Source organism: Streptomyces sp. NPDC052299 (assembly GCF_040679335.1).
Lineage (GTDB): Bacteria > Actinomycetota > Actinomycetes > Streptomycetales > Streptomycetaceae > Streptomyces.
On sequence record NZ_JBFAUP010000034.1, the window covers coordinates 15004 to 38964 of the forward strand.

General features: G+C 67.1%; 20 protein-coding genes, 2 pseudogenes and 3 CRISPR repeat arrays. Of the genes and pseudogenes, 13 read left to right on the forward strand and 9 right to left on the reverse strand.

Features of this window, described 5'->3' with window-relative positions; genetic code table 11:
• Positions 1–274 precede the first annotated feature (274 nt).
• From AB0L33_RS33725 to AB0L33_RS33735, 3 genes and pseudogenes are all read left to right on the forward strand, one after another.
• Positions 275–472 (forward strand): annotated as a pseudogene (locus tag AB0L33_RS33725) (hypothetical protein); the annotation flags it as partial.
• On the forward strand, positions 472–1719 hold the full coding sequence (locus AB0L33_RS33730; protein ID WP_365687413.1) for a hypothetical protein: 1248 nt from the start codon (positions 472–474) through the stop codon (positions 1717–1719). The pseudogene AB0L33_RS33725 and the gene AB0L33_RS33730, both read left to right, overlap by 1 nt.
• 144 nt (positions 1720–1863) lie before the next feature.
• Positions 1864–2262 (forward strand): phage minor head protein, encoded by a 399-nt coding sequence (locus AB0L33_RS33735; protein ID WP_365687448.1) that lies wholly within the window; start codon positions 1864–1866, stop codon positions 2260–2262.
• Here the strand turns inward: AB0L33_RS33735 and AB0L33_RS33740 are convergent.
• Positions 2207–2485 (reverse strand): hypothetical protein, encoded by a 279-nt coding sequence (locus AB0L33_RS33740; RefSeq protein WP_365687414.1) that lies wholly within the window; start codon positions 2483–2485, stop codon positions 2207–2209. The two genes, AB0L33_RS33735 and AB0L33_RS33740, sit on opposite strands and share 56 nt — an antisense overlap.
• Before the next feature lie 2244 nt (positions 2486–4729).
• Between AB0L33_RS33740 and AB0L33_RS33745 the strand changes: the two genes are divergently transcribed.
• The 6 genes from AB0L33_RS33745 (at position 4730) to cas6e (ending at position 12504) form a co-directional block, all read left to right on the forward strand.
• The gene (locus tag AB0L33_RS33745; RefSeq protein WP_365687416.1) at positions 4730–7453 is read left to right on the forward strand and encodes a CRISPR-associated endonuclease Cas3''; all 2724 of its coding nucleotides are present in this window, start codon (positions 4730–4732) and stop codon (positions 7451–7453) included.
• 64 nt (positions 7454–7517) lie between these two features.
• Positions 7518–9128 carry a type I-E CRISPR-associated protein Cse1/CasA gene (gene casA, locus AB0L33_RS33750; protein ID WP_365687418.1) on the forward strand — a complete coding sequence of 537 codons (1611 nt, stop codon included), beginning with the start codon at positions 7518–7520 and terminating at the stop codon, positions 9126–9128.
• A 28-nt stretch (positions 9129–9156) separates the two neighbouring features.
• On the forward strand, positions 9157–9822 hold the full coding sequence (casB, locus tag AB0L33_RS33755; protein ID WP_365687420.1) for a type I-E CRISPR-associated protein Cse2/CasB: 666 nt from the start codon (positions 9157–9159) through the stop codon (positions 9820–9822).
• Between the two features lie 23 nt (positions 9823–9845).
• Positions 9846–11021, forward strand: a complete 1176-nt coding sequence (gene cas7e, locus AB0L33_RS33760; protein WP_365687422.1) for a type I-E CRISPR-associated protein Cas7/Cse4/CasC — start codon at positions 9846–9848, stop codon at positions 11019–11021.
• Positions 11018–11842, forward strand: a complete 825-nt coding sequence (gene cas5e, locus AB0L33_RS33765; RefSeq protein ID WP_365687423.1) for a type I-E CRISPR-associated protein Cas5/CasD — start codon at positions 11018–11020, stop codon at positions 11840–11842. The genes cas7e and cas5e overlap by 4 nt, the downstream gene beginning before the upstream one ends.
• Positions 11839–12504, forward strand: coding sequence for a type I-E CRISPR-associated protein Cas6/Cse3/CasE (gene cas6e / locus AB0L33_RS33770; RefSeq protein ID WP_365687424.1), 666 nt, complete (start codon positions 11839–11841; stop codon positions 12502–12504). The genes cas5e and cas6e overlap by 4 nt, the downstream gene beginning before the upstream one ends.
• 444 nt (positions 12505–12948) lie before the next feature.
• A CRISPR array of direct repeats spans positions 12949–13587; the repeat unit is 29 nt; unit sequence CGGCTCACCTCCGCTCGCGCGGAGAGGAC.
• A 1-nt stretch (position 13588) separates the two neighbouring features.
• Here the strand turns inward: cas6e and AB0L33_RS33775 are convergent.
• Together AB0L33_RS33775 and AB0L33_RS33780 are read right to left on the reverse strand one after the other, a co-directional pair.
• A complete protein-coding gene (locus AB0L33_RS33775) occupies positions 13589–14329 on the reverse strand; it encodes a hypothetical protein (RefSeq protein WP_365687425.1) in 741 nt (246 codons plus the stop codon).
• Positions 14319–14504, reverse strand: a complete 186-nt coding sequence (locus AB0L33_RS33780; protein WP_365687427.1) for a hypothetical protein — start codon at positions 14502–14504, stop codon at positions 14319–14321. The genes AB0L33_RS33775 and AB0L33_RS33780 overlap by 11 nt, the downstream gene beginning before the upstream one ends.
• Before the next feature lie 393 nt (positions 14505–14897).
• Here AB0L33_RS33780 and AB0L33_RS33785 point away from each other — a divergent pair, with 393 nt between their 5' ends.
• Together AB0L33_RS33785 and AB0L33_RS33790 are read left to right on the forward strand one after the other, a co-directional pair.
• Positions 14898–15560, forward strand: a complete 663-nt coding sequence (locus tag AB0L33_RS33785) for a hypothetical protein (RefSeq protein WP_365687429.1) — start codon at positions 14898–14900, stop codon at positions 15558–15560.
• A gap of 859 nt (positions 15561–16419) precedes the next feature.
• A protein-coding gene (locus AB0L33_RS33790; protein WP_365687431.1) for an IS5 family transposase occupies positions 16420–17363 on the forward strand; the annotation gives its coding sequence in 2 pieces (ribosomal slippage) (positions 16420–16764 and positions 16767–17363; 942 coding nt in all).
• Here the strand turns inward: AB0L33_RS33790 and AB0L33_RS33795 are convergent.
• The 6 genes and pseudogenes from AB0L33_RS33795 to AB0L33_RS33820 all read right to left on the reverse strand — a co-directional run bounded on the left by AB0L33_RS33795 (position 17358) and on the right by AB0L33_RS33820 (position 20334).
• Positions 17358–17828, reverse strand: coding sequence for a hypothetical protein (locus AB0L33_RS33795; protein ID WP_365687433.1), 471 nt, complete (start codon positions 17826–17828; stop codon positions 17358–17360). The genes AB0L33_RS33790 and AB0L33_RS33795 overlap by 6 nt on opposite strands.
• A gap of 361 nt (positions 17829–18189) precedes the next feature.
• A pseudogene (locus AB0L33_RS33800) lies at positions 18190–18601 on the reverse strand (NUDIX hydrolase).
• Positions 18598–18729 carry a hypothetical protein gene (locus AB0L33_RS33805; protein ID WP_365687434.1) on the reverse strand — a complete coding sequence of 44 codons (132 nt, stop codon included), beginning with the start codon at positions 18727–18729 and terminating at the stop codon, positions 18598–18600. The pseudogene AB0L33_RS33800 and the gene AB0L33_RS33805 overlap by 4 nt, the downstream one beginning before the upstream one ends.
• 139 nt (positions 18730–18868) lie before the next feature.
• Positions 18869–19023: a CRISPR direct-repeat array (repeat unit 31 nt; unit sequence GGCGGCTCACCTCCGCTCGCGCGGAGAGGAC).
• Between the two features lie 16 nt (positions 19024–19039).
• Positions 19040–19225 (reverse strand): type I-E CRISPR-associated endoribonuclease Cas2, encoded by a 186-nt coding sequence (locus tag AB0L33_RS33810; protein WP_365687435.1) that lies wholly within the window; start codon positions 19223–19225, stop codon positions 19040–19042.
• A gap of 54 nt (positions 19226–19279) precedes the next feature.
• A complete protein-coding gene (locus tag AB0L33_RS33815; protein ID WP_365687437.1) occupies positions 19280–19408 on the reverse strand; it encodes a hypothetical protein in 129 nt (42 codons plus the stop codon).
• 545 nt (positions 19409–19953) lie between these two features.
• Positions 19954–20334, reverse strand: a complete 381-nt coding sequence (locus AB0L33_RS33820) for a CRISPR-associated endonuclease Cas3'' (protein ID WP_365687439.1) — start codon at positions 20332–20334, stop codon at positions 19954–19956.
• 172 nt (positions 20335–20506) lie between these two features.
• Positions 20507–21207: direct repeats of the CRISPR family, unit length 29 nt; unit sequence GTGCTCTCCGCGCGAGCGGAGGTGAGCCG.
• A 179-nt stretch (positions 21208–21386) separates the two neighbouring features.
• On the opposite strand from AB0L33_RS33820, the gene AB0L33_RS33825 reads away from it, so the two are divergent.
• Both AB0L33_RS33825 and AB0L33_RS33830 read left to right on the forward strand, forming a co-directional pair.
• On the forward strand, positions 21387–21680 hold the full coding sequence (locus AB0L33_RS33825) for a hypothetical protein (RefSeq protein ID WP_365687441.1): 294 nt from the start codon (positions 21387–21389) through the stop codon (positions 21678–21680).
• 812 nt (positions 21681–22492) lie between these two features.
• A partial coding sequence (locus AB0L33_RS33830) for an MFS transporter (protein ID WP_365687443.1) occupies positions 22493–23961 on the forward strand: 1469 nt, incomplete at its 3' end.

Genomic DNA, 23961 nt, shown 5'->3' on the forward strand with positions numbered 1-23961 from the left:
CCGATGGCCGGATCCCTGACGAAGGGCCACCTGTGGCGCCACGACGACGCCCGTGCCCGCCGAGACCCGACGGCTCTCTGGTGTCGTGCAGTGAGTCGCTGAGCATCGTCGACCTGCCCGAGATCGGCCGGCAGGTGGAGTTCGACATCGAACTCCCCGACCCCGCCGAAGCACCGGGCCGGGGACGACGACATGGCACTGTTCTGACCTCGGCGTGTTTATGGTCTAAAACCGCCACTGACCTGCGGAGACGTCCCCGGGCCCCACCCTCCGGAATGGCTTATCATCGCTGATCTCCTGCGTCTACTGCTCCGGCTGGTGGGTGTCCGGTGCGCTCCTCGCGACGTGGCTCCTCGTCACCGGCACCTGGTCCGGCAGCCCGGTCATCGTCCACGGCATCGAGTGGCTGACCGTCGGCGGCGCCGCAGCCCTCCTGAACCGCTGGGACGACGCCCGCAAGGCGGACTACTGATGGCGGCACCGCGGGCGATCACCGCGGCGGCAAGCCGGTACACCTCGCGGAAGATCCGGGGACGCGGCGCGGGTGACCAGTCGTGGCAGGGCAGTGCCTACGACGTGTACCATGCGGTCCCCGGAGTGCGGTTCGCCGCCTCGTGGATCGGCAACGCCATGTCCGGCGCCCGCCTCATCGCCGCCCGTCGCGCTGATGACGGCACGACCGAGCAGGCCCCCGACAACCACCGCTCCGCCGAGGTCGTCGCGCAGATCGCCGGCGGCCCCGACGGACAGAGCAAGCTCCTCGGGGCGTTCGGACGGCACCTGACGATCCCCGGCGAGGGCTGGATCGTCGTCCCCCCCAACTCCGAGGTCCTGTCCCCGGACAGCCCCGAGGACGGGCACGACTGGCGTGTCGTGTCGGTGAAGGAGGTCAAGCAGCAGTCCGGGAAGCTGATGGCCGAGATCGACGGCGAGGACGTCCCGATCCCTGAAGGTGACCCGGAAACCCTGGACCCGGGCGCCCCGGTGGCAATCCGGGTGTGGGAGCCGGATCCCGAGCGCGCCATCGAGGCCGACAGCCCCGTCCGTTCGTCGCTGGAGCTGCTGGAAGAACTCCTGCTGCTGAACGCAGCAGTGAAGGCCATCGCGAGGCCGCGGATCACCGGCCGGGGCCTGCTCCTCATCCCGAAGGGCACCCGGTTCCCGACGTCCGGCACTCAAGGCGGTGCCGAGGACGACCTGATCGAGACGTTCATGGCCATCGCGGAGACCGCGGTCCGTGACCCGGAGTCGGCTGCCGCTATCATCCCGATCGTCCTTGAAGTCCCTGCGGACACGATCGCCGACTTCAAGCTGGTTAAGTTCGAGTCGGAGTTCCTGAACGCCAGCGAGCCGAGGCCGCCCTGTGCGCCGCCCTGCAGGGTGGGTTCGGTGACGGTGCCTGACCGCAACGGGCAGCTCGACCAGGCCGAGCGCGAGTTCACCGACGCGGTCGCCGCTGCGCTGACCGCGACCGCCGACGAGGTCGCCGACGCCGTTATCGCCGCGACCGAGCTGGTAACCGCTCGGCTCTCCGTCGGCCGGATCGCCCGCATGTGGGGCGCCCGGACCCGCGGCCTCGTACGCCGTCTCCTGGGCACCGCCGAGGAAGCCGCAACCGCGGCCGCCGAGGACATCGGCGAGGACCTGCCGGACGGCTGGGACGACCTGCCCGGGCGGTACGACGACACCGTGCCCGAAGGGCTCGGCCAGTACGCCTAAACGACCGAGCACCTGCTGCGCGCCGTCGGCGACCGCCTGGCCGAAGCCGCCCGGACCGAGCTGGCCGCCCGACTCGACGCCGACGAGGACATCGAGCAACTGCGGGCCAGGCTGCGTGACGCCTTCACCCGCGAGGGCGCGCACCTGGGCCCGGTACGGGAGCAGCAGATCGCCCGCACCGAGGCGGCCAAGGTGTGGAACACGGCCACCCTTGCCGCCGCGCAGGCCGCCGCCGGCCCGGACCGGCCCGTGGTTAAGCAGTGGATCACCCGGCACGACGCGCGGGTGCGTACCGCGCACGCTGAGGCCAACGGCCAGATGCAGCTTCTCGCCGAGCCGTTCACGGTCGGCGGCATCGCAATGCAGACCCCCGGCGACCCCACGGCTCCGGCCGGCCTCGTCATCAACTGCCGGTGCCGCCTTGCAGTTCGCCCCCGAACTGCGCGCGACGGCCCTCGAATCTCAGGCGGCCCCAGGAGCGGAAATTTCAGATGCAAGGGAGAGCCGTGTGGATGCCGACCTGACCGCTGCCAGCGGCCATAGCGGGGCGATGATCGCCCTGATGCCGACAGCAGCGGACGCGCAGCGCCTGGCCCTCGAAGCAGTCGGCTCCGAGCCGGCCGAGGAACTGCACCTGACCCTGTTCCATCTCGGCGAGGGTACCGACTGGGACGAGGATCACCGCGCCGACCTGATCGCCGGTCTTCGCGCCCGACTCGCGGACATCGGCGAGCCCTTGGTCGCGCGGGCTCTTGGAGCAGCGCACTGGAACACGGACGGCGATGATCCGTGCTGGGTGCAGTCTGTGGGCGACGACCGCGACCCCTCTCAGGACGCCCCGAGACTCGAGAACGCCCGCTGGGCGGCGACGTACGCCCTGGAGGACATGCACAGGCAGCCCGATCTGCCTGCGCAGCACACACCGTGGCTGCCCCACGTCTGTGCGGCGTACAGCAGCAGCCCGTCCCTGCTGGCCGCGATGAACGGGCGCCTGGGTCCGATCCGCTTCGATTGGGTAAGGGCCGCGTTCTCCGGCGAGTACACCGATATCCCGACTCACCTCCGCTCGCGCGGAGAGGACCAGGCGCTGCACCGCTGGAAGCCGTACACCGGCGGCTCACCTCCGCTCGCGCGGAGAGGACGCCTCCCCCATGACGCCGACAGTTACCGCGCGCGGCTCACCTCCGCTCGCGCGGAGAGGACCGCCATGCGCACGGAGGCGATGACGTACTCCTCGGCTCACCTCCGCTCGTGCGGAGAGGACTACATCTACCTCAGCCCCAAGGCCAAGGAGCTCGGCTCACCTCTGCTCGCGCGGAGAGGACTGGTATTCGTCCAGAGAGCGCCTGCTCAACAACGGGTCACCTCCGCTCGCGCGGAGAGGACCCGAACACGATCACCCACGACAGCCGCAGCACCGGCTGACCTCCGCTCGCGCGGAGAGGACGAGCGCGTGGTGTTTCGGGAGCTGCGCGACGACGGCTCACCTCCGCTCGCGCGGAGAGGACCCAGACGACGGCGCGCATCGCGTCGAGGTCGTCGGCTCACCTCCGCTCGCGCGGAGAGGACTGGCGGGCGTAGGTCTGCCGGGTGTTGGCGCGCTGCTCACCTCCGCTCGCGCGGAGAGGACCTCGCTCTTGCCGGTCACCTTCGCGAGCCAGGCGGTTCACCTCCGCTCGCGCAGAGAGGACAAAGTGCCGTTGCCCTTCCACGTCCACGCCGGCGGTTCACCTCCGCTCGCGCGGAGAGGACTCGAGGGCGGTCTGCTCATTCACGGCGGGGTCCGGTTCACTTCCGCTCGCGCGGAGGGGACGTGGTTCCGCCCGGGTCCAAGGCGGGCGTGTACGGTTCACCTCCGCTCGCGCGGAGAGGTCTTGGCGATCTCGAACATCAGCTTCTCGATCGCCGGCTCACCTCCGCTCGCGCAGAGAGGACGTGTGCATCGGCACGTCGAGGGACAGGCCGCCGGCTCACCTCCGCTCGCGCGGAGAGGACTGAGCGAACGCGAACATGCTCCCCGCGTCCACCGGCTCACCTCCGCTCGCGCGAAGGGGACACGCCCGTCTCCCACGGTGACGAGTACACCGGCGGCGCACCTCCGCTTATGCGGAGAGGACGGCCAGACCGGAAGCGTCTACGACACCATCTACGGCTTACCTCCGCTTGCGCGGAGAGGACGCGCTCGACACCGAGACGACCGGGCTCGACATCGGTTCACCTCCGCTCGCGCGGAGAGGACGGCACGTCCACTTCGATCGGGTCGGGCACGAGTGGCTCACATCCGCTCGCGCGGAAATTCACTTCCTCGCGTACAGGGACAACAATCACGCTTTTCACGTTTCAAGTAACTGACTTGAAGCAACGCGCCACGCGGTGTTTCGCGCGACACCCGCTCGTTCCTGCTCACGTGGAGCCGACTACACGACGGAATAGGGTGCCCCGAACCCAGGCGCCGGGTCTACCGCGCTCACGCGGAGAGCCTTGCTGGACGCGCAGGAGGGCATAGCTGTAGTGGCGATACCTCGGGAGCCAGCGGGACATCCTCGCCATGTAAGAGGCGACGGACCTCTGGGATCCGTCGCCGTTGGCTCAGAAGAGCCAGCTGACGAGTTCGTTGATCAGGACACGGAGTACCGCGCTGACCACCACGCGTGATACCTCAAGGAGGACCTTGCGTCGCAGAACGAACTTCCGCAGGAACCGAGACACTGCTTCTCCAGAGCGCGCAGACACGGCCGAGGTTAGCGCCCCATCCCTCGAGAGGGTCGTGCGTTCATCTCGACGTGCTGTCGCCTGAAGAGCCAACAGGATTCCGCGCACCTCCCAGAGAGGCGTGCAGCAGTAAGTACTCTACGGGACGCCGAACTTGCTGTACTTGAAGTCTTACGAATTCCTCCGCGCCGGTCTTCACAGGGGGTGCTGCAAGGCGACGAAGCATGGCGAGACAGCTCTTCTTCTGATGCGTTCCCTCGGAAGCACGCCCGCATCCAATCCCGTGACAAGGAGCACCATGGTTCTGGAACCCCGACTCTGGGGCAAGGCTGCCGGGCTGGGCGAGGATGCCCGCGGTGCAGACCATACGCATCCCCTGATCTGCCACCTGCTGGACACGGCCGCCGTCGCTGAGATCGTCTGGGACGAGCTGCTGACCGTGCACCAGCAGGACATGGTGGCGGAAGCGCTGCAGGTTTCGGTTGGGCAGGCGCGGACGCTCGCGGCGTTTTGGGCTGGGCTGCATGACATCGGGAAGATCAGCGTGCCGTTTCAGCTGCACCGGAATGGACCGAAGCACGGGGGGAAGCTGCTGACTCAGCCGCTGAGCGATGAGCCGGGGTACGCATTCGGTGCCAGCGCCGTGCAGGACCGCCAGTCGCACGAAGCGGCGGCACACTGGTGGCTGGTCCGGGCCTTCAAGGAGATCGGCTATCCGTCATCGAAGCGGCGTCCGCAATCGCAGCTCAGTCATGCGGTGGCCCAGCTGCTCGGTGGCCACGGTGGCCGTTTCCACCCGGTGGTCTACGAAAAGGACTCTCGGTGCCCTGCAGCGCGTCACCCCGGCATGGGCACGCGGAGTTGGGAGGAGCAGCGACGGATCCACTTCGACGAGGTACGCAGAGTTGTCGGGGGGACGTTGGTTCCGCAGGGCCGGATGACGTCAGGAGCGGCCGTTGTCCTGACGGGGTTGGTGACCTTGTCTGACTGGCTGGCCAGTATCGACGAGGAGATTCGGACCCGGCTCAGGGAAGAGGCATGGGCTGGAACTCCCGACGACCTGGACGCCTACTGGCAGCTCGCCCGCTCGGCCGCTCCCCGCCTGTTGCAGCGGACGGACCTGCTTCGGACGGGGTTCGCCCGGCCGCCGGTACCCACCCAGCATGCGGGGAAAGCTGGTCTTGGGGCGAGTATGGCTCGCCAGGCGCCCGATCTGGTGGCCGAGCACGGGCCGGGCATGGTGGTCGTGACGGCTCCGCCGTCGGAGGAGCGTACGGAAGCGGCTCTTCGCGCCGCGGCCGTCCTTGGGCATGCGACGGATGCGCGGGGCCTTTTTTACGCACTGCCGACCGGTTCAGCGGCTGACAGTCACATGGCGCAGGTGCATGCGTTTGCCGGGCAGGCACTGACCGGTCCGTGGCGTTCGTTGCTGCTTCACAGCTCTTCCCGGCTGAAGCCGGCGGAAGCCGCAGCGCAGTGGGCTCACGCCAATGCGACTGGCGGAGTCAATCCGGAGCCTGGTGAGGAGTGGGCTCCGACAGCGAATAGCTGGCTCAACTCCCATCACCGTGCGCTATTGGCTGCGCTCGGCACTGGGACGGTGGACGAACTTCTGCAGGCTGTTATGCCGGTGACGTTCAACGCGATGAGGCTCTTTGCTCTTTCCGGCAAGGTCGTCGTGGTGGATGAAGCCCATGCCCGCGGCGCGTGGGGGCATGAGCTGATGTTGCGGTTCCTGGAGTGGGCTGCGGCGCTGCGGATCCCGGTCGTCCTGGCCGCAACGGCGGCGGACAAGTCGGTGGACGCGATGTTGGCGGCCTACCGCCGGGGCGCTGGAGGGGGCAGAGAGCCAGTGATGCAGCCCCGTCGGTCGCCTGGGTGGTTGTTCGTGGATGCTCAGTCTGGAACGGGGCACCTGCCCCAGCAGCCTGCCGAGGCCGCTCGTGCCAGCTCGCTCAGCATCGAAGTCGTTGACGGTACGCCGTACGGCGCGATCAAGGCGGCTCTTGTACCGATCGTCGCAGCCGGTAGTGGAAGAGCCGCCGTCTACCGAGCGACGCCTGCGGAGGCCATCCGCACGTTCCATCAGCTCACAAAGGACTTCCCCGGCCTGAACGTGACCCTGGTCCATGAACAGATGTGGAACAAGGACCGGTGGCAGCGTCTCGCGGCCTGCCGAACCGCCATCGCGCCAGCTGGTGGAGTCACCGGCCCTTCCGTGCTGGTGACGACGTCGATGCTGGAACATGTCCGGGGCCTGCATTTCGACGTCGTCCTGTCCGGACCGGCGCCGCTCGCGGCCCTGCTGGCTCGTGCGGTGCAGAGCGTGGGTGACCGGTCGAGGCTTGTGGTGCTCCGAGCGGACAACGCGTCGGAACTGGACGACGCCGCGTTGGTACGCCGCACTGACCTGCTCCTGGGGGCCGGCAGGACGGTTTCCTTGCCCGATGAGCTGCCCCTCATTCTGGATGAGGTGTATGCCGAGGAGTTCGGCGACAGGCTGGAGTGGCCGGCGGCGCGTGAGCTCCAGAAGCTCGACAACCAGCGCACGGTTCGCGAAAACAAGGCCAGCGGTACTGCGCGGTGGCTGGCGGTGCCCGGGCCGGGGGAGCTTGATGGCGATCTCGCCCTGCTGAACCGTGACCACGCCGGTATGGAGCCCGAGCTACTTTCCTCGGTGCTCGGGGAAGACCTGGTGCAGGTGGTCTGTCTGTACGGGCACGGCCGGCCGGGGAACGAGGCGCATCTCCTGGAGGAAGGCGTCCCGGAACGGAGACTTAAGCGCGGTCCCAAAAGGCGACCGGTGCCGGGACAGCTGGTCCCCTATCTGATTCCGGTACCGAAGCGACTCGTCGAGGACGTGGAGGGTGATGCCGATAGTGCCTGGCGCGGCATGTCCGCCCTCAGGAACGTTCTCCGGCTGAATCTGAAACAGCTGGAAGACGGCAGGTGGGTGTACAGAGGCCCGAAGCATCGATTCTGCATGAGTGAACACGGCCTGGTGATCGACGAGTTGCCGTAAACGGGCACTCTGTCCCGTACGCCCGTCTAGCATCTAGGGGATGTCCGACCACGGGGGGAGGGGCGTGACCACGCCTGCGTCCAATCTGATCGATGAGCCATGGATCCCTGTCGCATGGCTGGAGGGGAAGTCGGGTCCGCCGTATGTGGGTCTGAGGACTCTGTTTCTGCGTGCCGGAGAGATCCGCGCGCTGCTGGTTGCGGAGGCTCCGGCTCACTCGGCGCTGCTGCGCTTGCTGTACGCGCTGACCGCCCGGATCGCCGCTCTGGACGAGGCCGGTCCCGGAAGCTGGGGCGATCGGCGGGAAAAGATCCTTGAACAGGGATCCTTCGAGCAGAGCATCGAACTCTCCGGTGGCCGCAAGGCGGGCATCGCGGGCTACTTCGACCAGTGGACCCATCGTTTCGACCTGTTCGACCGTGATCGTCCCTGGCTCCAGGACCCGCGTCTCCCCGACCAGTGCGACAGGAACCAAACTGCCGGGATCCACAAGCTGGTCATGAGCCGGTCAGCGGGCAACAACCACTCCTGGTTCGGGCACTGGAGCCATGCCGAGCTCGTCCTTCCCCACCTTTCGCAGTCGGCACTGTCGCTGCTGACCTGGCACTACTGGGGAGCCCCCGGGGCCCTCTCGAGGCGAAAAGTCGGCCGTGTGAGCCACCATTACGCGAAGGCGTCACCACTGCGGGCCGCTCTGTCGTATCACCCGGAGTGCGACAACCTCTTCCTGACGCTGCTGGCCGGCCTGACCCCGCCGGACGGCGACGTCAGCCGGCAGACGGACCTGTGCCCGTGGGAGCGAGAGGATCTTCCGGACCCGCTCAAGCCGATGCCAGCGCCAAAGGGCCCCTGCTCGCGGCTCACCGCCTGCTCGCAGCACGCCCTGTATCTCGTCGCCGCCGAGGACGGCGAGCGCACCGCCGATGCGTACATCACCTGGGCCTACGATGCCGAGCGGATCCGGCCGCAGGACGACTACCTGATCTGGGACATCGGCAAGGACGGAGAGACCTTCCCCCGGCTCGCACGTTCTTCCCGTGCCCTATGGCGGGACATCGACGCCCTTCTGCTGAAGCAGCTGGACGACGCCAGCCCCATCCAGCCGAAGGTGATGGACCACGCCTTCGACGTCAGCGAGTACCTGCGAGTACGTGCGCTCGGCTTCGAGCAGGACGCCAGCCAGGCGGCCAACCACCAATACGTCGACTCCACCACCCCCGTACTTCTTTCCCGAGTCGAGGAAGACGTGGTGAGCAGCGACCTGCCCGTACGCCATCTCCGCGAACTCGGCGAGCTCTTCGGACACCGGCTGGAGCAGGCTACGAAGGAAGCATGGCTGAAGTACACGGATGACAAGAAGAACGACCCCGGGGCCTGGCTGGGCGCAGTCGCGGCACGGTACTGGCCCTCGGCGGAGGACGAGTTCTGGTCGAGGTTCCGGCAGTTGACCCGATCTGACGGCGCTACGGACCCCGGCTTCGATTTCGAGGCCGCATGCCGGGCCTTCGGCCGGCACGCACTCGAGGCGTACGACACGGTGACCGATTCCGTGACCCGCACTCCACGGGGCGCGAAGGCTGTCAGCAGTGCAAAGGCGATCATCCTCGCCGCCCTGAAAGACCCGCTCAAGGCGATGGAGCAACCGAAGACGAACAGGGCGGCCAAGAAGCCGTGACCGTCGCCCACCGACCCGAGGACAGGCAGTGACCCCCGAAGCCCTTGAAACACGAAAGCGCCAGAGGACTCACGCCTCGTATGCCGCATTCGCCCTGAGTATCGAACGCCTGTGCCGAGCGGACCCCGGAGCCCGTGCCGCGCTGCGCGCGGGGCTGCGCCGCGATCTGGACCACCCGCGCACCCGCCCTATGCACCGGCTGCTCACGACGCGCCTGCCGGACGAGTGCGATGACCAAACAGCCCAGGCCCATTACACCGTGGCTTCACTGATCGCAGCCCAGCCACGACACGCCTTCGCACCCAGCCAGGAAGACGACGAAGACCCCGCCGCCGAACAAGACGAGCAGGCTCTTCAAGAGAACGGCGAACCGGACGGGGAAAACGCCCCGTCGGAAGCCACACCGTACGGACCCTCGTTCGGTGCCACTCTGGGACAAGCCGTTATCGCGAAAGGCGCCTCCATGCGGATGAGCGCCGCAGAGGCCCGCATCAACCTCCTGACGCGCCAGAGTCTCCGCGGGATCCACCTGCACCTGCCCGCTGCGGTGAATCAATTGCGTGCCACCGGTGCCCCGATCGACTGGGGACAGCTACTGGCTGACCTCGTCAACTGGCCCTACCAGTCGGGACGTATCAGCCGCCGCTGGCTGCAGGACTTCTACCGGATCACGGCCCGTGCCGACCGGGACTGACCCCTCACCCACAGGAGCCCCCAATGGCCCTCAAGCCACGCTTCCTCGACATCCACGTCGTTCAGCCTGTTCCCTACGCGAACCTGAACCGGGACGACACCAACTCCGTCAAGACCATGCTCTACGGCGACGCCCTGCGGACCCGCATCTCCAGCCAGTCCTGGAAGCGGGCCATCCGCGAGCACTTCCAGGAAGCGCTCGGTGACAGCGCGCTGCGTACACGCCGCATCGGCGAGCGAGTCACTGAAGTACTCCGCGGCCGGGGGTGGGACGCGAAGCTCGCCGAACGTGCGGGCGCGCACGTCGCGGCGGGGAGCAGCATCAAGTGGGAGATGGCCAAGGGGAAGGACAAGCAGCCCATCACGAACAAGGTTCTGACCAACGCGCTCATCTACCTCCCCGAAGACGCCGTCGAGGAACTGGCCGACATCGCCGAAACCCACAAGGACGCGCTCACGACCGACTTCACCGGCAAGGGAAAGTCGAAGCCCGAGAGCGCCCTGAAAGGGAAGATCGACAAGATCCTCCTCAAGAGGAACGGCGTCATCAACCTCTTCGGCCGCATGCTCGCCGAGGTCGACCATGCCGGTGTCGACGGCGCCGTCCAGGTCGCACACGCCTTCACCACGCACACCACTGAGGTCGAACTCGACTACTTCGCAGCCGTCGACGATGTCACCGCGACAAAAGGCGATGAAACCGGCAGCGGCCACATGGGCACCGCCGAATTCAGCACCGGAACCTTGTACCGGTTCGCCACAGTCGACCTACAGGAACTCACCAAGAACCTGAGCGACGACAACGACCTCGCCGTCAACGCCGCCCGCGAACTCGCCGGCCAGTTCCTGCTTTCCTTCATCGAGTCACTTCCGCAGGCCAAGAAGAACTCCACCGCTCCACACTCGCTCCCACACCTGGTCCACGTGGCAGTCCGCTCCGACCGGCCCCTGTCCTTCGCCGCAGCCTTCGAGGAGCCCGTACAGTCCGCCCAACACGGCGGCTACGTCGCACGCTCTGTCGAAGGCATCGACGCCTACTCCAAGGCCGCAAACACCCTCCTCGGGCCCAGCCGCGTCCTGCACGCGGCACACGCCTCTCTCCACTTCGACAAGCTGGAGCACCTCGGAGAACGTCACCCGTCCTTCGAAGCTCTCGTCACCGCCGCCGTCGACGTGGCGCTCGCCGAGGCCCCGCAGTGACCGAGGAACACGCCCCTGGGCTGTTGCTGCGCCTGGCCGGCCCACTGCAGTCCTGGGGCACCCACAGCAAATACCTGTCGCGTGACACCGCCAGATTCCCCACACGGTCCGGCGTCGTGGGCATGCTGGCCGCAGCTCTCGGGCGGGACCGCGGAACACCCCTGGACGACCTCACGACACTGTCCATGACAGTACGGGTCGACCGCCCCGGCGTTGTCCTTTCCGACTTCCACACCGTAGGCGGTGGGCTACCCGCCGATGAAAAAGTGATCACCGTAGACGGGAAACGCAGGGCCGAAGAAAAGGGCACTCTGGTCTCCAAGCGTCAGTACCTGGCTGATGCAGCTTTCACCCTCGCGCTCACCTCCGACGACGCGGAACTGCTCCATGTGTGCGCCGATGCCCTCCGTGACCCGCACTGGCCCCTGTTCCTCGGCCGCCGGTCCTGCCCGCCGGAGGGCCCCATCCTGCTGGGAACCGTAGAAGATCCACTGCATCACCTGGTACGGCTCCCGCTGGCAACCAAGAGGCCGCGCCGCGGCCCACAGGCCACCGACTTCTACAGCGACAAGCCGCTCGGGGAACTCCCTGTGGACTCCGCCGCCCCCGACAGGGGCGACGGCGATCACCACAGCGGCGAAGTCACCGACGAGCCGCTGTCGTTCGCACCACTGGCGCGAGAGTACCGGCCCAGGCCGCTGTACCGGCGAGCCGTACACCTGCCGGACGCCACGTACGAAGGCTTCGGCACCGCCTACCTGGAAAAGCTACAAACCTATATCGACACCCATTTCGTTGAACCGGAGAGGAGCGCCCGGTGACTTTGTGGCTGACCCGCATCGTTCCCTCGCCCAGCTCGCGCGAGGCCCGAAGGGACCTCAGTGGCAGCGACCAGGGCATCCGGCTGCACCAACGCATGCTGCAGATGTTTCCCGACGGAGTCGAAGGCCCGGCTCGGGCCGCATTCGGGGTTCTGTTCCGTGCAGAGGAAACTCCACGTGGACCGCAGATCCTGCTGCAGAGCCATATAGAACCTGACTCCTCGCGCCTGCCAGACGCTTACGGCGCCGTCGAAACGCGATCCCTCGACGCCTTGTTGTCGAACCTGCACAAGGGAATGGTCGTCAACTACCGCTGCGTAGCCAGCCCCGTGCGGAAGCCTGGTGCCGCCTCTCGGGAAGCCTATAAGCTCCCACCGGTTGTGGCCTTGAGCGGCAACGCCGCTATTGAATGGTGGGGACGCCAGGCCGACGCAGGCGGGCTGGAGCCGTTGCACATCACCGCCCACCCGCTCGCGACTGTACGAGGCCAGCAGAGCGCCAAGGGCCCTGTTGCAAAACAGAGAATTCAGCACGCCCGCACACAATTCGACGGCACGGCCCGAGTCCTCGATGCCGAACTGCTTCGCGATACGCTCGCTACCGGCATCGGACGCGGCAAGGCATACGGATGCGGACTTCTCAGCATTGCTCCCGCTCGATGAATTGAACCACCTGCCGACCCAAGTAGTTCCGGGTTTCTAGCCGCAGTACTCCTGCCCGGTAGGGAAATATTTAGTGCCTCAATGGCCATTCGGGCAGGGGAGTGGCCATAAGTCGCCCGCCAGGTTAGCGCCAGGGAAGGTGGCGTCCTTGTTCGCGTGCTAAGTCCGTGTACCGCTTGGCGTCAGTTATCTGCGCGACTACCTCCGGTCAAACTCCGCTCGCGCGGAGATGAGCCGTACTTAGCCAACACGTTGAGCCGCGCGAAAGGGTGCTCTCCGTGCGAGTGGAGGTGAGCCGGTCACGGAGCGGGGCAACGAGCAGCCGCAGACGTGCTCTCTGCGCGAGCGGAGGTGAGCCGATCTGTCGGGCTTCCTCGCGGTAGTCTTCGCCGTCTTCTCCGCACGAGCGGAGGTGAGCCGGCCGCCCAGGCGGTGGCGGACCAGCGGTTCACCCCCGCTCGCGCGGAGAGGACGCCGTGGATGGAGGTCGCCGGGTCGATCTCGGCGGTTCACCTCCGCTCGCGCGGAGAGGACACCGGGTCAGGGCACGGGATGCGGAGGCACGGCGGCTCACCTCCGCTCGCGCGGAGAGGACCGGTCGTTGCAGGCGTAGCAGTCGGGCTCCTCCGGCTCGCCTCCGCTCGCGCGGAGAGGACCCCGTCACGGGCGCCTGGTACATGCCGTTCAGCGGCTCACCTCCGCTCGCGCGGAGAGGACTCAAAAAGGAACGCGTAGCGGAGATCCGCCGGCGGCTCACCTCCGCTCGCGCGGAGAGGACTCCGCAACCTCCCGCATGATCCGGTTCGCGGTCGGCTCACCTCCGCTCGCGCGGAGAGGACCACACGGGGAGAGGGGAGAGCCCGTAGTACCTCGGCTCACTTCCGCTCGCGCGGAGAGGACATCTACGACGCCCGAGCCCAGTACCTCGGACTCGGCTCACCTCCGCTCGCGCGGAGAGGACCACGACGTGGGCCGTTTTCCAGCTCGCCAAGACGGCTCACCTCCGCTGGCGCGGAGAGGACAACGAGGTCGACGCGGTGAGGGCGAGGTACGGCGGCTCACCTTCGCTCACGCGGAGAAGGTGCTACGGCCAGAAGAGCTTGATCTCTTCCGGTGCTTGTCGGGCTCCAGGGACCGACGGCTCGACAACCGTGTATCCCAGCGCTCGCAGCACCCGGGCGGCAGAGTCGGGAGCGTCCCTCACCGCCGCCTTCAGCTGCATGAGCCGCCACTTCCGCAGATGCTCGTCGATCACAGCCTCCCATCCAGGAGCCGTGTCGATCGCGAACTCTCGCTTCAGGAAAAGAAGCACGTCCTCCAGGGACGGCCGCATCCTGTGACCTCCAACGGGGAGGTGCATCTCGGCAAGCCGCGGCAGCCGATTTCGCTTGAGTCCCTGCTTTGGCCGGCCCTTGTCCGCCAGGCGCAGCAAGTACGCCATCTCGTCCCGGTGAGCATGGACGTGCAAGTGGGCACCGGGCGGCTCGTTGCTGCTCCGCACGTACTCGAACCGCACCAAGGGGTCGGTGATGCCCGCGTAGAACACGTGCACGTCGGCAAGATCCGTCGCCATGAACGTACTGGCGCCATCCCAGCAGCAGAAGTACCGAACGCCCAGACTCAGACGCTCCTCGCCATCGATGCGGATCGGGATGCGCTGAACGACCTTGTTCTCAGCTATCGGTGAGACCTGGACCTTGGAACCCATGTTGATCGCATGGAAACGCGGGGTGTCCTCACCGAGGACCCCCCGCGTCAGGGCAGTCATTTGGTCGGCGAAACCCGCCGCCAGCGCATCAAGGGCCTTAGCCTCGTCAGCAGTCACCATCGAGAAGGTAGTCGATACCTTCGATCGTGTGCCAAACGTCCAGCTCATCCATGCTCAGGCTGTACATGGCGGCGCGTTCGGCGAGCTGTTCGTAGGTCATGTTCACGCTCGCCAGCAACTGCGCGCGCTGAGCCTCAAGCTCACTGCGCGTCCGATGGATCACAGTCGGCATAACTCGCTCCCCGGGTTCGATGCCCATAGTCAATCAGGGCGCACTGACAACGATGCAGCCACCCCGGCGAGAAGTCACCCGCACGGGGCCCCCTTTTGACTACCCGTACCCACAGGTTCGAACGCTAGAGCGGCGGCAGTCAGGTTGGCAGCCACCTACTCGGCTGGCAGCCGCGCCCCAACCTCCGCGGCCAGGTCCCGCGCCTCCCGCCCGACCTCGCTGTCATCCGCCAGCAGCATCAGTAGACGGACCGCATCCCGGGCCTCAGGCAACGTCAGCAAGGGGAGGCGCGGGTCGGACGGGTACAGGGCATTCGGCGGTGAAGAGAAGTCCATGCCTGAAGAACGCGGTGAGGGACGCGCAGGGTAAGGGTGGAACAATCGCATCGAAGAAGTGAGCTGCCACACCCCGGGGGAAGCGTTGAGAACTGCGATCATCACCGCGATCGTCGGGGTAGGGGGAACCTGCGCCGGAAGTCTCCTCACTCTGTTGCAGAGCACCTTGAGCGCGCGGAGCACCACGAAGACGAAGCAGCAGGAACTGGAGCAGCTGAGCCAGCAGGCACGGACGCAGCTTTACGTTGACCACATCAATCAGCGCCGCGAACACCGACGCGCGACCTACTTGGCCTTCGTTCAAGCCGTGGCCGTCCTCAACCGTCTCACCAGGGAAGACCAGCACCGCGCGGCGAAGCTGGCAGGCAGGAGCGAGGAGTACGGCATCGAACTGTCCGATGCGGCCAGCGCAATAGAGGCAGCAAGAGACACCGTGATGCTCGACGGGCCCCAGTCCGTCACCGAGGAAGCCGTGGAGCTATGCCGACTTCCTTACCGTGTAGCGGACGCCGCACTCACTGCGCACGAACACGGCCTCGACTCGGCCGAATGGGCAGCAATGACCGCGGCGATGGACAACCTTCGGACGCAGATGATCCGGCAGTGCACCCGCTTCTCCGTGGCAGGGTCCAGCGCCCTTAACATGGACGGCGTGGGGAACCACACCGAACCAGCGCCGTGGAACACCCCGCCCCCACCACCCGGAGCAGGCCGCCGGTAGCCAGGCGAGAGGCCGGGCAGCGATTGCCACCCGGCCAAGAGGAACTGCTAACGGCTCAGCCCATCTGTCTGCGCAGCACCCGGCACTCGGCTGTGAACTCCAGCAGCCTGGCGATGGCGACATCTGCCCCAGCACGTGACAGAGCGACATCCGTCTCGCCCTGGAGGTACAACACCGGCTCACTTAAGGCTGACCCCTCATCCCCGCGGTACAGCTGGGCGCGCATTAGAACAGGAGCCACAGAGTCCAGAGGCGACAGCAGCTGAACCTGCGGCGACCAGTGAGCCGTGGACGTCGGACCAAAGGCATGACCGAGCGGATCCAGGCGGTCCTTGCACCACGGCGGGCAGGGAGTCGGGTGAGAATACGCAGCCCAGTCGGCTACGCTCATGAGAAAACCTCTTCTGCAACGGAGATGGTTGACGGCCAGCGGGTGATGCCGCCAGTCGCGGCCCAGGCGCCTGCACTGCGCCTGGGCCTTTTCGGGTTCCGGGGGCCCGGAGCGCTGCGCCAGCTGATGAACCGGCGGAGAATGAACGCTAGGACACGTCGGATGGCCTGCTCTACGACAGAGTCGGAATCCGGCATCCGTCGCGTGTCGACTTAGTTGACATGGGCGGGCGCTACGCGGCTGCGGTGCAAACTTGGAAAGCATCCGGTGGGCATAATGCGTTGATCGTCCTTATTGGTAGCTTCGGGTGGTACGGCCACTCGTCTCTGCCGATGACGCGCCTTTGTCCGAAAGATGCCGGGCGAGGAACCCGTGACGGATGGCGCGAACGGCCTGGCGGTCAGAGCGGAACTAGGAGCTGTCCGCCCGATCATGTGACTGTCTCCTGGTCGGATCGTTGTCCTGTGTATGGGGCGGGGTGAACGTGGTGATCTGTCTGATGCGGAGTGGGAACGGCTGCGACCGTTCCTGCCCGTGAGCAACGGTCGATGCGGGCGGTGGCGTGATCACCGGCAAGTGATCGACGGGATTCTGCACCGGGTTCGGACCGGGGTTCACTGGCGAGATCTGCCGGAGCGGTTCGGGCCGTGGAAGACGGTCTACGAGCGCCACCGGCTCTGGTCGGCCGACGGCACCTGGGAACTTCTGCTGCACCAGGTCCAAGCGGCGGCCGATGCGGCTGGCGAGATCGACTGGGACATCTCGGTGGACTCGACCATCGTTCGCGCGCACCAGCACGCGGCCGGCGCCCGCACCGACCCCCCGCCGGCCCTCGCCGACCAAAAGGGGGGCGAGCCTCTGGAACACCAGGACGAAACGGCGTGGCGGAACCTCGTCGACCGGCTGGTGGAGGTGGTGCAGGAGGCGAAGGCCTGGGGCGTTCGCGCGGCGGCTTCACGAGCAAGATTCATTTGAGCGCGGACGGTCGCTGTCGGCCGCTGTCCCTGATCGTCACACCGGGGCAGCGGGCCGACTGCACCCAGTTCGCGCCGGTGCTGGAGAAGATCCGGGTTCCCCGGCCCGGGGAGGGCCGGCCCCGCAAGAAGCCGGACAGCGTCGCAGCAGACAAGGCCTACAGCAACGGTCCTTGCCGTCAATACCTGCGGCGGCGCGGCATCCGGCACACGATTGCGGAGAAGGCCGACAGCCAGTCCGCCCGCCTGCGCAAGGGATCACGAGGCGGACGGCCACCGGGGTTCGACGAGGAGCGGTACAAGAAGCGCAACACCGTCGAACGGGCCGTGAACAGGCTCAAAAACTTCCGTGCGGTGGCTACGCGGTATGACAAGCGAGGCTACGTGTTCCTCGGCACTGTCTCAGCTGCGGCTGTCGTCGTGTGGCTCCGCTCATGACCGGCCACCCGCGTTCAAGTCGAGTGCGGGCGCCCGGCCGACCGCGGCAAAAAGGATGAGAGGCAGCTCCTTGTCGGCCTGGCCGAGCGCCAGCGCGAGCCAACGATCGTTGTCGGGGAGCGGCCACACCTGCATGCTCACGGCCTGTTGGCTGAGGTAGTCGAGCGGCTCGGGCACCGACTCTCCCTCGCAGCTGGCGCTGAGATACGGTCCGAGGTCCACGACAAACGCACTGCCCCACCGATCCGTCAGGCGTGCCGCCAGGTCGTCGAGGCGAGCCCGCAGTTCGGCATCGGCCTCAACCCAGACCTGCCCGTCGTCGTCATCCCAGAAATCCCGACTGACCTGCAGTACGCGCACATGATGCTCTGGTCCACCTTCCCCGGAGGCGTCAACATAGGTCACCTCCGGGAACGGCTGCACGGCCAGCGAGTCAATCGTCGAAATGTACTCCGGGGTGGTCATGGGTGCAGGCTATGGGACCGCGCAGACAACCTCCGCTGGCTGCACACACCAATGATCGGCCGGACAGCTCCTAGTCAGCGCGCACCGAAACCTAGCCCTTGGTCAGGGCGAGGGCCCGTACCGTGCGCGAGATTCGGCAAAGGGCCAGCAGGTCATGGCCGCGATTCTCTAGCGATACCCGCGAAGCAGTACCCAAGAAGGCGACAGCTCGGCTGGCCTCGCACTACAGCTATCGGCCCTCAGCGCTCCAGTGCGGCGGAGTCTTGCCTGGCGTCTTGGTCAAAGTGACCGGATCAAATCCCCAGCTCACACATGTAGGGCCCTCCGCTAAGTGGCGAGGGACCCTCCATGCTTCTTGCGGTCAGCGGGGGAGCGCCCAGTCCAGGTACTCCTGCACCGGCCCGAACAGGCCGTATGGCACGTACTCGGCGTTCTGGCCGCGCGCGACCCAGACGACCTCGGCGATCTCCTCCGCGTCACCGATGCCCGCAGTGCCGGAGATCGGCTCGCACGCCACGTAGGTTATGTGCCGGCCAGTGTTCGGGTGGACCCGCTCGCCCAGCACACGGTCGGCCATGACGTCCAGCAGGACTTCCTCGACGGTCTCCCGGACCGCAGCCTGCTCCGGCGCCCCCCGGCCTCGATCCCGCCTCGGGGAACGCCCACAGCAGCTTCCCCTCCCGCTCCCGGCGGCGAATCATCAACACCCGCCCACCGTCCACGACGATCGCCGTGGCAACGCCCTGCTGCTCAGTGGTGCTCTGCTCGGTCACGCGGCCTCCAGGGCGCTCACGATCGACGGGTACATGGTCTCGGTTGGGATGAACTTCGACAGGGCACTGATCGGCACCCACGCCAGGTCCTCGTTCTCCAACGGGTCGCGGTTCGTCGCCTCGCCCATCAAGTACTCGCAAGCGTGGCACTCGGCGACGACGCCCGTGACCGGGTGGATACGTGACCCAAGGGACTGGCGAACGGTACACCGGACACCGGTCTCGGCGTGGGTTTCCGCCACCGCCACCACGGCAGGGGCGGCTCCAGGCGGCTCACCTCCGCTCGCGCGGAGAGGACGCCAGGAACAGAGTCCACCACCAGCCGAGGGGCGGCTCACCTCCGCTCGCGCGGAGAGGACGCGTGGTGTCCCGGGTACCGGCTCGGTCATGGCGGCTCACCTCCGCTCGCGCGGAGAGGACCCTCTTTGACCTGGCCCGTTAGAAGGGCATTGCTGTTTCTTGACTTTCGCGTTTGCAGGCGGTGAGGGTGAGACCCTCAGAGTCGGTGGGTTCTCGGCGGCGGGTTCCTGCTGTGCGTAGTTGGAAGCCTTGATCGTTGTCGGCGGGGTGGGCGAGGACGGCGAGGCCGTAATGGGCCGCGGTGATCGCGTGCAGGAGCCGCAACAGGGCCGCGTGCGCGGGGAGGTCGGCGATGGCGTGGGTCTCGATGTCCTGGCTTCACAGCAGGAGTTCACGGAAGCGGACCCGGTCGGGGAGCGCGGCGGCCGTGTCCGCCGGTGGGTTCTCGGGTGTCCGGCGTACGGGGATGCACTGCTGGTCGATCAGGTTGCAGCTGCCCGTCGGCATGGAGACGTCCTGTCGTCGTTCAGACAGTGGGGAGGAGCCGAGCAGTCGACCTGGCCGCGCACGGCGCAGCAGGCCGAAGCAGCCACAGACCGTCTTGGTGCCGCCTGCCCGGAGCGCGGAACGCCTCACCTGAAACGGTAGTCGAAGCATGTTGAAGAAGCGATTGAAGCCTGAAGATCAGTCGATTTCAAGACCGACCTCGGAAATCGAGAGGCTCGAACGCCCGTACCGGCAGCTCCATATGCCGTCGGTGGGAGTCATCCGCAGCAAGACGAGCCCGCGCAGTGAAGGATGTGTGCCCCACTCCTTGGGGACAGCACGACCCGCCGCACTTCCGCGAAGTGCGCCTGCCGCTGATCCGCCCACCCAGCCCCGCCCAGACCAGCGTTGTAAGCACTGGCCTGCGCCACCTCCTTGGACTTCAGCACCGCTCCGAACGAACCATGGTGCCCGCCCAGGAGCTGTGCGACTTGGTGACTCACTGCTCGGTGTATCAGTCGCCTGTCATCCGGATAGCCGGCCTCTTCGAGCAACTGGAACAGGGATCAATGGGAAGCGATCTCGTGACGGAACTGCTTCTCGTGCTCCGCGCCGGGCGCGCTTACGTAGGCGGGGTCGTCGCGCAAGAGTTCCCAGCAATTGGGAACCTGCGCCTGGAACGGGGGAGTGATCTTGCCGATGTCGTGCAACGCGGCCCAGAAGGAAACCACCGCGCGTGCCTCCGACAGACTCAGCCCAAGCGCGCTTGCCACCGCCTCCCGGGTCTCCTGGCTCAGGACGACGTCCCAGAGCTCTCTGAGCACGGCACCTGTATCGAGAAGATGACAGATCACTGGGTACGGTCGAGTCAGCCCGTGCTCCTTCCCCCACATCCGCGCATCCAGAAGACAGCCTTCCAGGGCACCTGCCGTATCGGTCTTTTCCACGAGCACAGAGATAGCACCCTCTACTGACAGAGGCCCCAAATCCACCGAACTGGAGGCGTCGTGAGGGATGGGCCATACACTCGCTGCGCGATGTCTACGGGAGAGAGCTTGATGCGCCGTGATTCCTTGCAAAGGAACTGCAAAGGGCTTCCGTAGGGCCAGGTGGCAGAGGGTGCTCTCCGCGCGAGCGGAGGTGAGCCGTTCTCCGTGGCCGTGAACCGGCGCCAGTTCGAGTGCTCTCCGCGCGAGCGGAGGTGAGCCGCCCTCCCCCACCGTCCACCAGGCGGCCGGCGGGTGCTCTCCGCGCGAGCGGAGGTGAGCCGTCGGCCCCGTCCCCGTCCTCGGGCAAGACAGGGTGCTCTCCGCGCGAGCGGAGGTGAGCCGATCCGCCGCAAGCTCTCGCCCACGGAGGCGTCGTGCTCTCCGCGCGAGCGGAGGTGAGCCGGTGCTGGGATCGGCGCATTCGGTCGTCGAGCAGTGCTCTCCGCGCGAGCGGAGGTGAGCCGGACAAGGAGGGCAAGAAGTGACCGCCCCCGAGGTGCTCTCCGCGCGAGCGGAGGTGAGCCGCTCAGCCAGGCCGGGATCGGCGGCGGAGGGTTGTGCTCTCCGCGCGAGCGAAGGTGAGCCGGTCTCTTGGCCGGCTGAGGCTCAGGGTTCTGTGTGCTCTCCGCGCGAGCGGAGGTGAGCCGGCGGTCTGCATCGTGGTGTCACGGGAGACGTAGTGCTCTCCGCGCGAGCGGAGGTGAGCCGTTGCTCATCAAGATCGTGGACAAGGCGAAGCGGTGCTCTCCGCACGAGAGGAGGTGAGCCGACCCACACCGGCGACATCGCACAGAACACGATCGTCTCCTCCGCGTGAGCGGAGGTGAGCCGTCGAAGTCCGTGTTTCTCGCGTACGCGCCCGAGAGCTCTCCGCGCGCGCGGAGAGGACTCGTGGGCTGGCCGTGAGCGGTGAACCGGTCGGTCAGTGCCGTGCAACGCAGAGGGGAGGGCGACCTCGCGCTTCGGCGTCCGGCTCAGAGCCGGACGCCGAGTCTTTGCTGGGCGCGGACATGGTCGTGCAGGACCTAGCCGAGGACCTGGAGCAGGCACAGGGCAAGGCCCAGACTCTCCGGCTGGTGGTGGCCGCGGTGGAGAGGGCCAGCAGCGACTTCGTGGGGGAGGACCTCAGCCGGGCCAACTTGGACGACATCCCGCTCAAGGGCGTCCGCTGGGATGCCGGCACCATTTGGCCGGACGAGTGGGAGGCGTGGATCCGGCAAGCCTCCAGACCGGCCGGCGGCGAGGAAGGTGTGCTCATCGTCGCGAGCGAGCCACACAGCAGCGTCGTCTCTGCCGATGCTTGACTCTGGCGTAGGTGACATGCCCTGACCCGCACTGGTGAGTGCCGTCCGGGGGACTCACCGGCCGGAACTCAGGTTGACCGCGGTCAGCCAGGTGCTCTCCGCGCGAGCGGAGGTGATCCGTGCTTGCCGGGCCGCCACTGGTGGCCGTGGGCGTGCTCTCCGCGCGAGCGGAGGGCGCCATGAGCCTGGCCAGGCGCGCGGATGGTGACTGCTCGGTCGCGCGCGACGCACGGCCGGCGCGGCCGCGACGCGAAGTCTCTCGGTCTGAAGGATGAGCAACGGGGTGCTTCAACTGGGAGTTCACGGTCCGGAGGTTCGGACCGCGACGCTAGCGGTCGGGGGGGAGGAGAGCCCTCCCAACGTGACCGCACGGTCACAACCAGCAGCATTGTCCACGATGGCTGAATGCCTTCTCGCAGCCTGATGAAACGCAATAAACCACAACTTCAGAGTGGATTTCGGTTATCTACCGAGCTCCTTCGCCCTCGGGTCCGCGCGGAGACGGGTTGGCAAGTGGCCCGGAAGCGGTTACGGTGACTTCACCCCGACCGCCCGTCGAGGCCCGGACCTTGCGCGTCATCCACGCAGCAGTTCCGCCGACGTGGCCTATCGGACTTCCCGTGGGGCGGCTTTTCCATCCCGGCCCCCACTTCTTCACCCCTCCTCCTCTCCCGCAGCGGCGCTCCGTGCCCAGGAGGCATCTTCTGCTGCGAACTCTCCCCCACCATTGGCGTCTCGTGCTCCCGCACAGCCGTGCGGGGACAGCAGGAACCACCCCAGAGGGGGCTGACCATGAGAAGAAGTGGCCAATCATGAGCAAGGGCGTGACCTTGAGGGACGGTGTCGGCGGCGCGGGGACGCCGGCCTTCGCTACCCGGCGATGGGCACTCCTCGCCATGTCCGTGGGTGTGTTCTGCATCCAGCTCGACTCGTTCGGCCTGAACCTCGCCCTGCCCCAGATCGCCCGCGACCTGCACGCGGGCAGAGACAGTCTCCAGTGGGTGATCAGCGCATACCTGCTGTCTACCGGCATGCTGATGCTGGGGGCGGGTCGGCTCGGCGACCTGTTCGGCCGGCGGCGACTCCTGGCTGCGGGCCTTGCCGTGTTCGGCGCGGCCTCGCTGGTCTGCGCGCTCGCCCCGACCCTGCCCGTCCTTGTCGGGGCCAGGGTGGTCCAAGGCGCCGGGGCCGCGATGATCATGCCGGTGGGGCTATCCCTGCTGACCAACGTGTACCCGGCCGAGCTGCGGGGCCGTGCCACGGGTTGGGCCCTTGGTATCGGCGGGATCGCCGCCGCTTGCGGTCCGTTCATCGGCGGCGCCCTGACAGAGTCGGTGTCCTGGCGTGCCGTGTTCTGGCTCAACGTCCCGCTCGCCGTACTCGGCGTGGTCTGTGCCTCACACACCGCCGAGAGCTACGACACCAATGCGCCCCGCAGCGTCGACTGGAGCGGCCTGGTCTGTGCCACGGCCGCACTCGCCGCACTCTGCGTCGTCATCGACCGCGGACCGCGCTGGCCCTGGCCCGCCGCGATGGCGGGCGCGGCCGTCGCGGCAGCCCTGCTGATCCTGTTCGTACAGCGTGAGAGGACAGCAACCCATCCACTGGTGGAGCTCAGCCTGTTCCGCAACGGCCCGTACGTGGCGCTCACCCTGGCCGGTGCCGCGGCCAACACCACCACCGTGATGTTCCTGTTCGTCGTACCCCTGACGCTCCAGGGCCAGTGGGACCTCTCGGTCGTCCTTGCGGGTACCGCGTTCCTCGCCCCCGCACTGGCCATGGCGCTCGCCGGGCCGCTGGCCGGGCGGGTGCGGCCGCGGGCCGCGCTACGGCTGATGGCGGGCTGCCTGTGCGGGGGAGCCTGGGTGCTGGCGTGCCTCACCCAGACTTCCTCCCTCACCATGTACGTAGTTGTGGCCACCTTGGGGGGCGCGGTCCTGGGAGTGGCCAATTCCCTGACGCTCATCGCCACCCAGGCGGTGATCCGGCCGGAGCGGGCCGGGGAGGCGTCGGGAGTCACTAAGACGGTCATCACGGTAGCCGCCGGTCTCGGGGTCGGGCTGGCCGGGTCCATCACCGACCACGACCGCGGCGTGGGCTCGGAAACAGCCTCCGACATGGCATTACTGATCACGGCATCAGGCTGTCTGGCTGCATGTGTGGTCCTCGCCGTGTGGATCAGGCTTAGGGCTTGCCGGGAAACAAGTCGTGGCTTCCGGCTGTGGGGCTCGTTGGTCTGGTATGGGGAGACCGGAGGGGATCGAGGCCGTTCTGGCGGCGA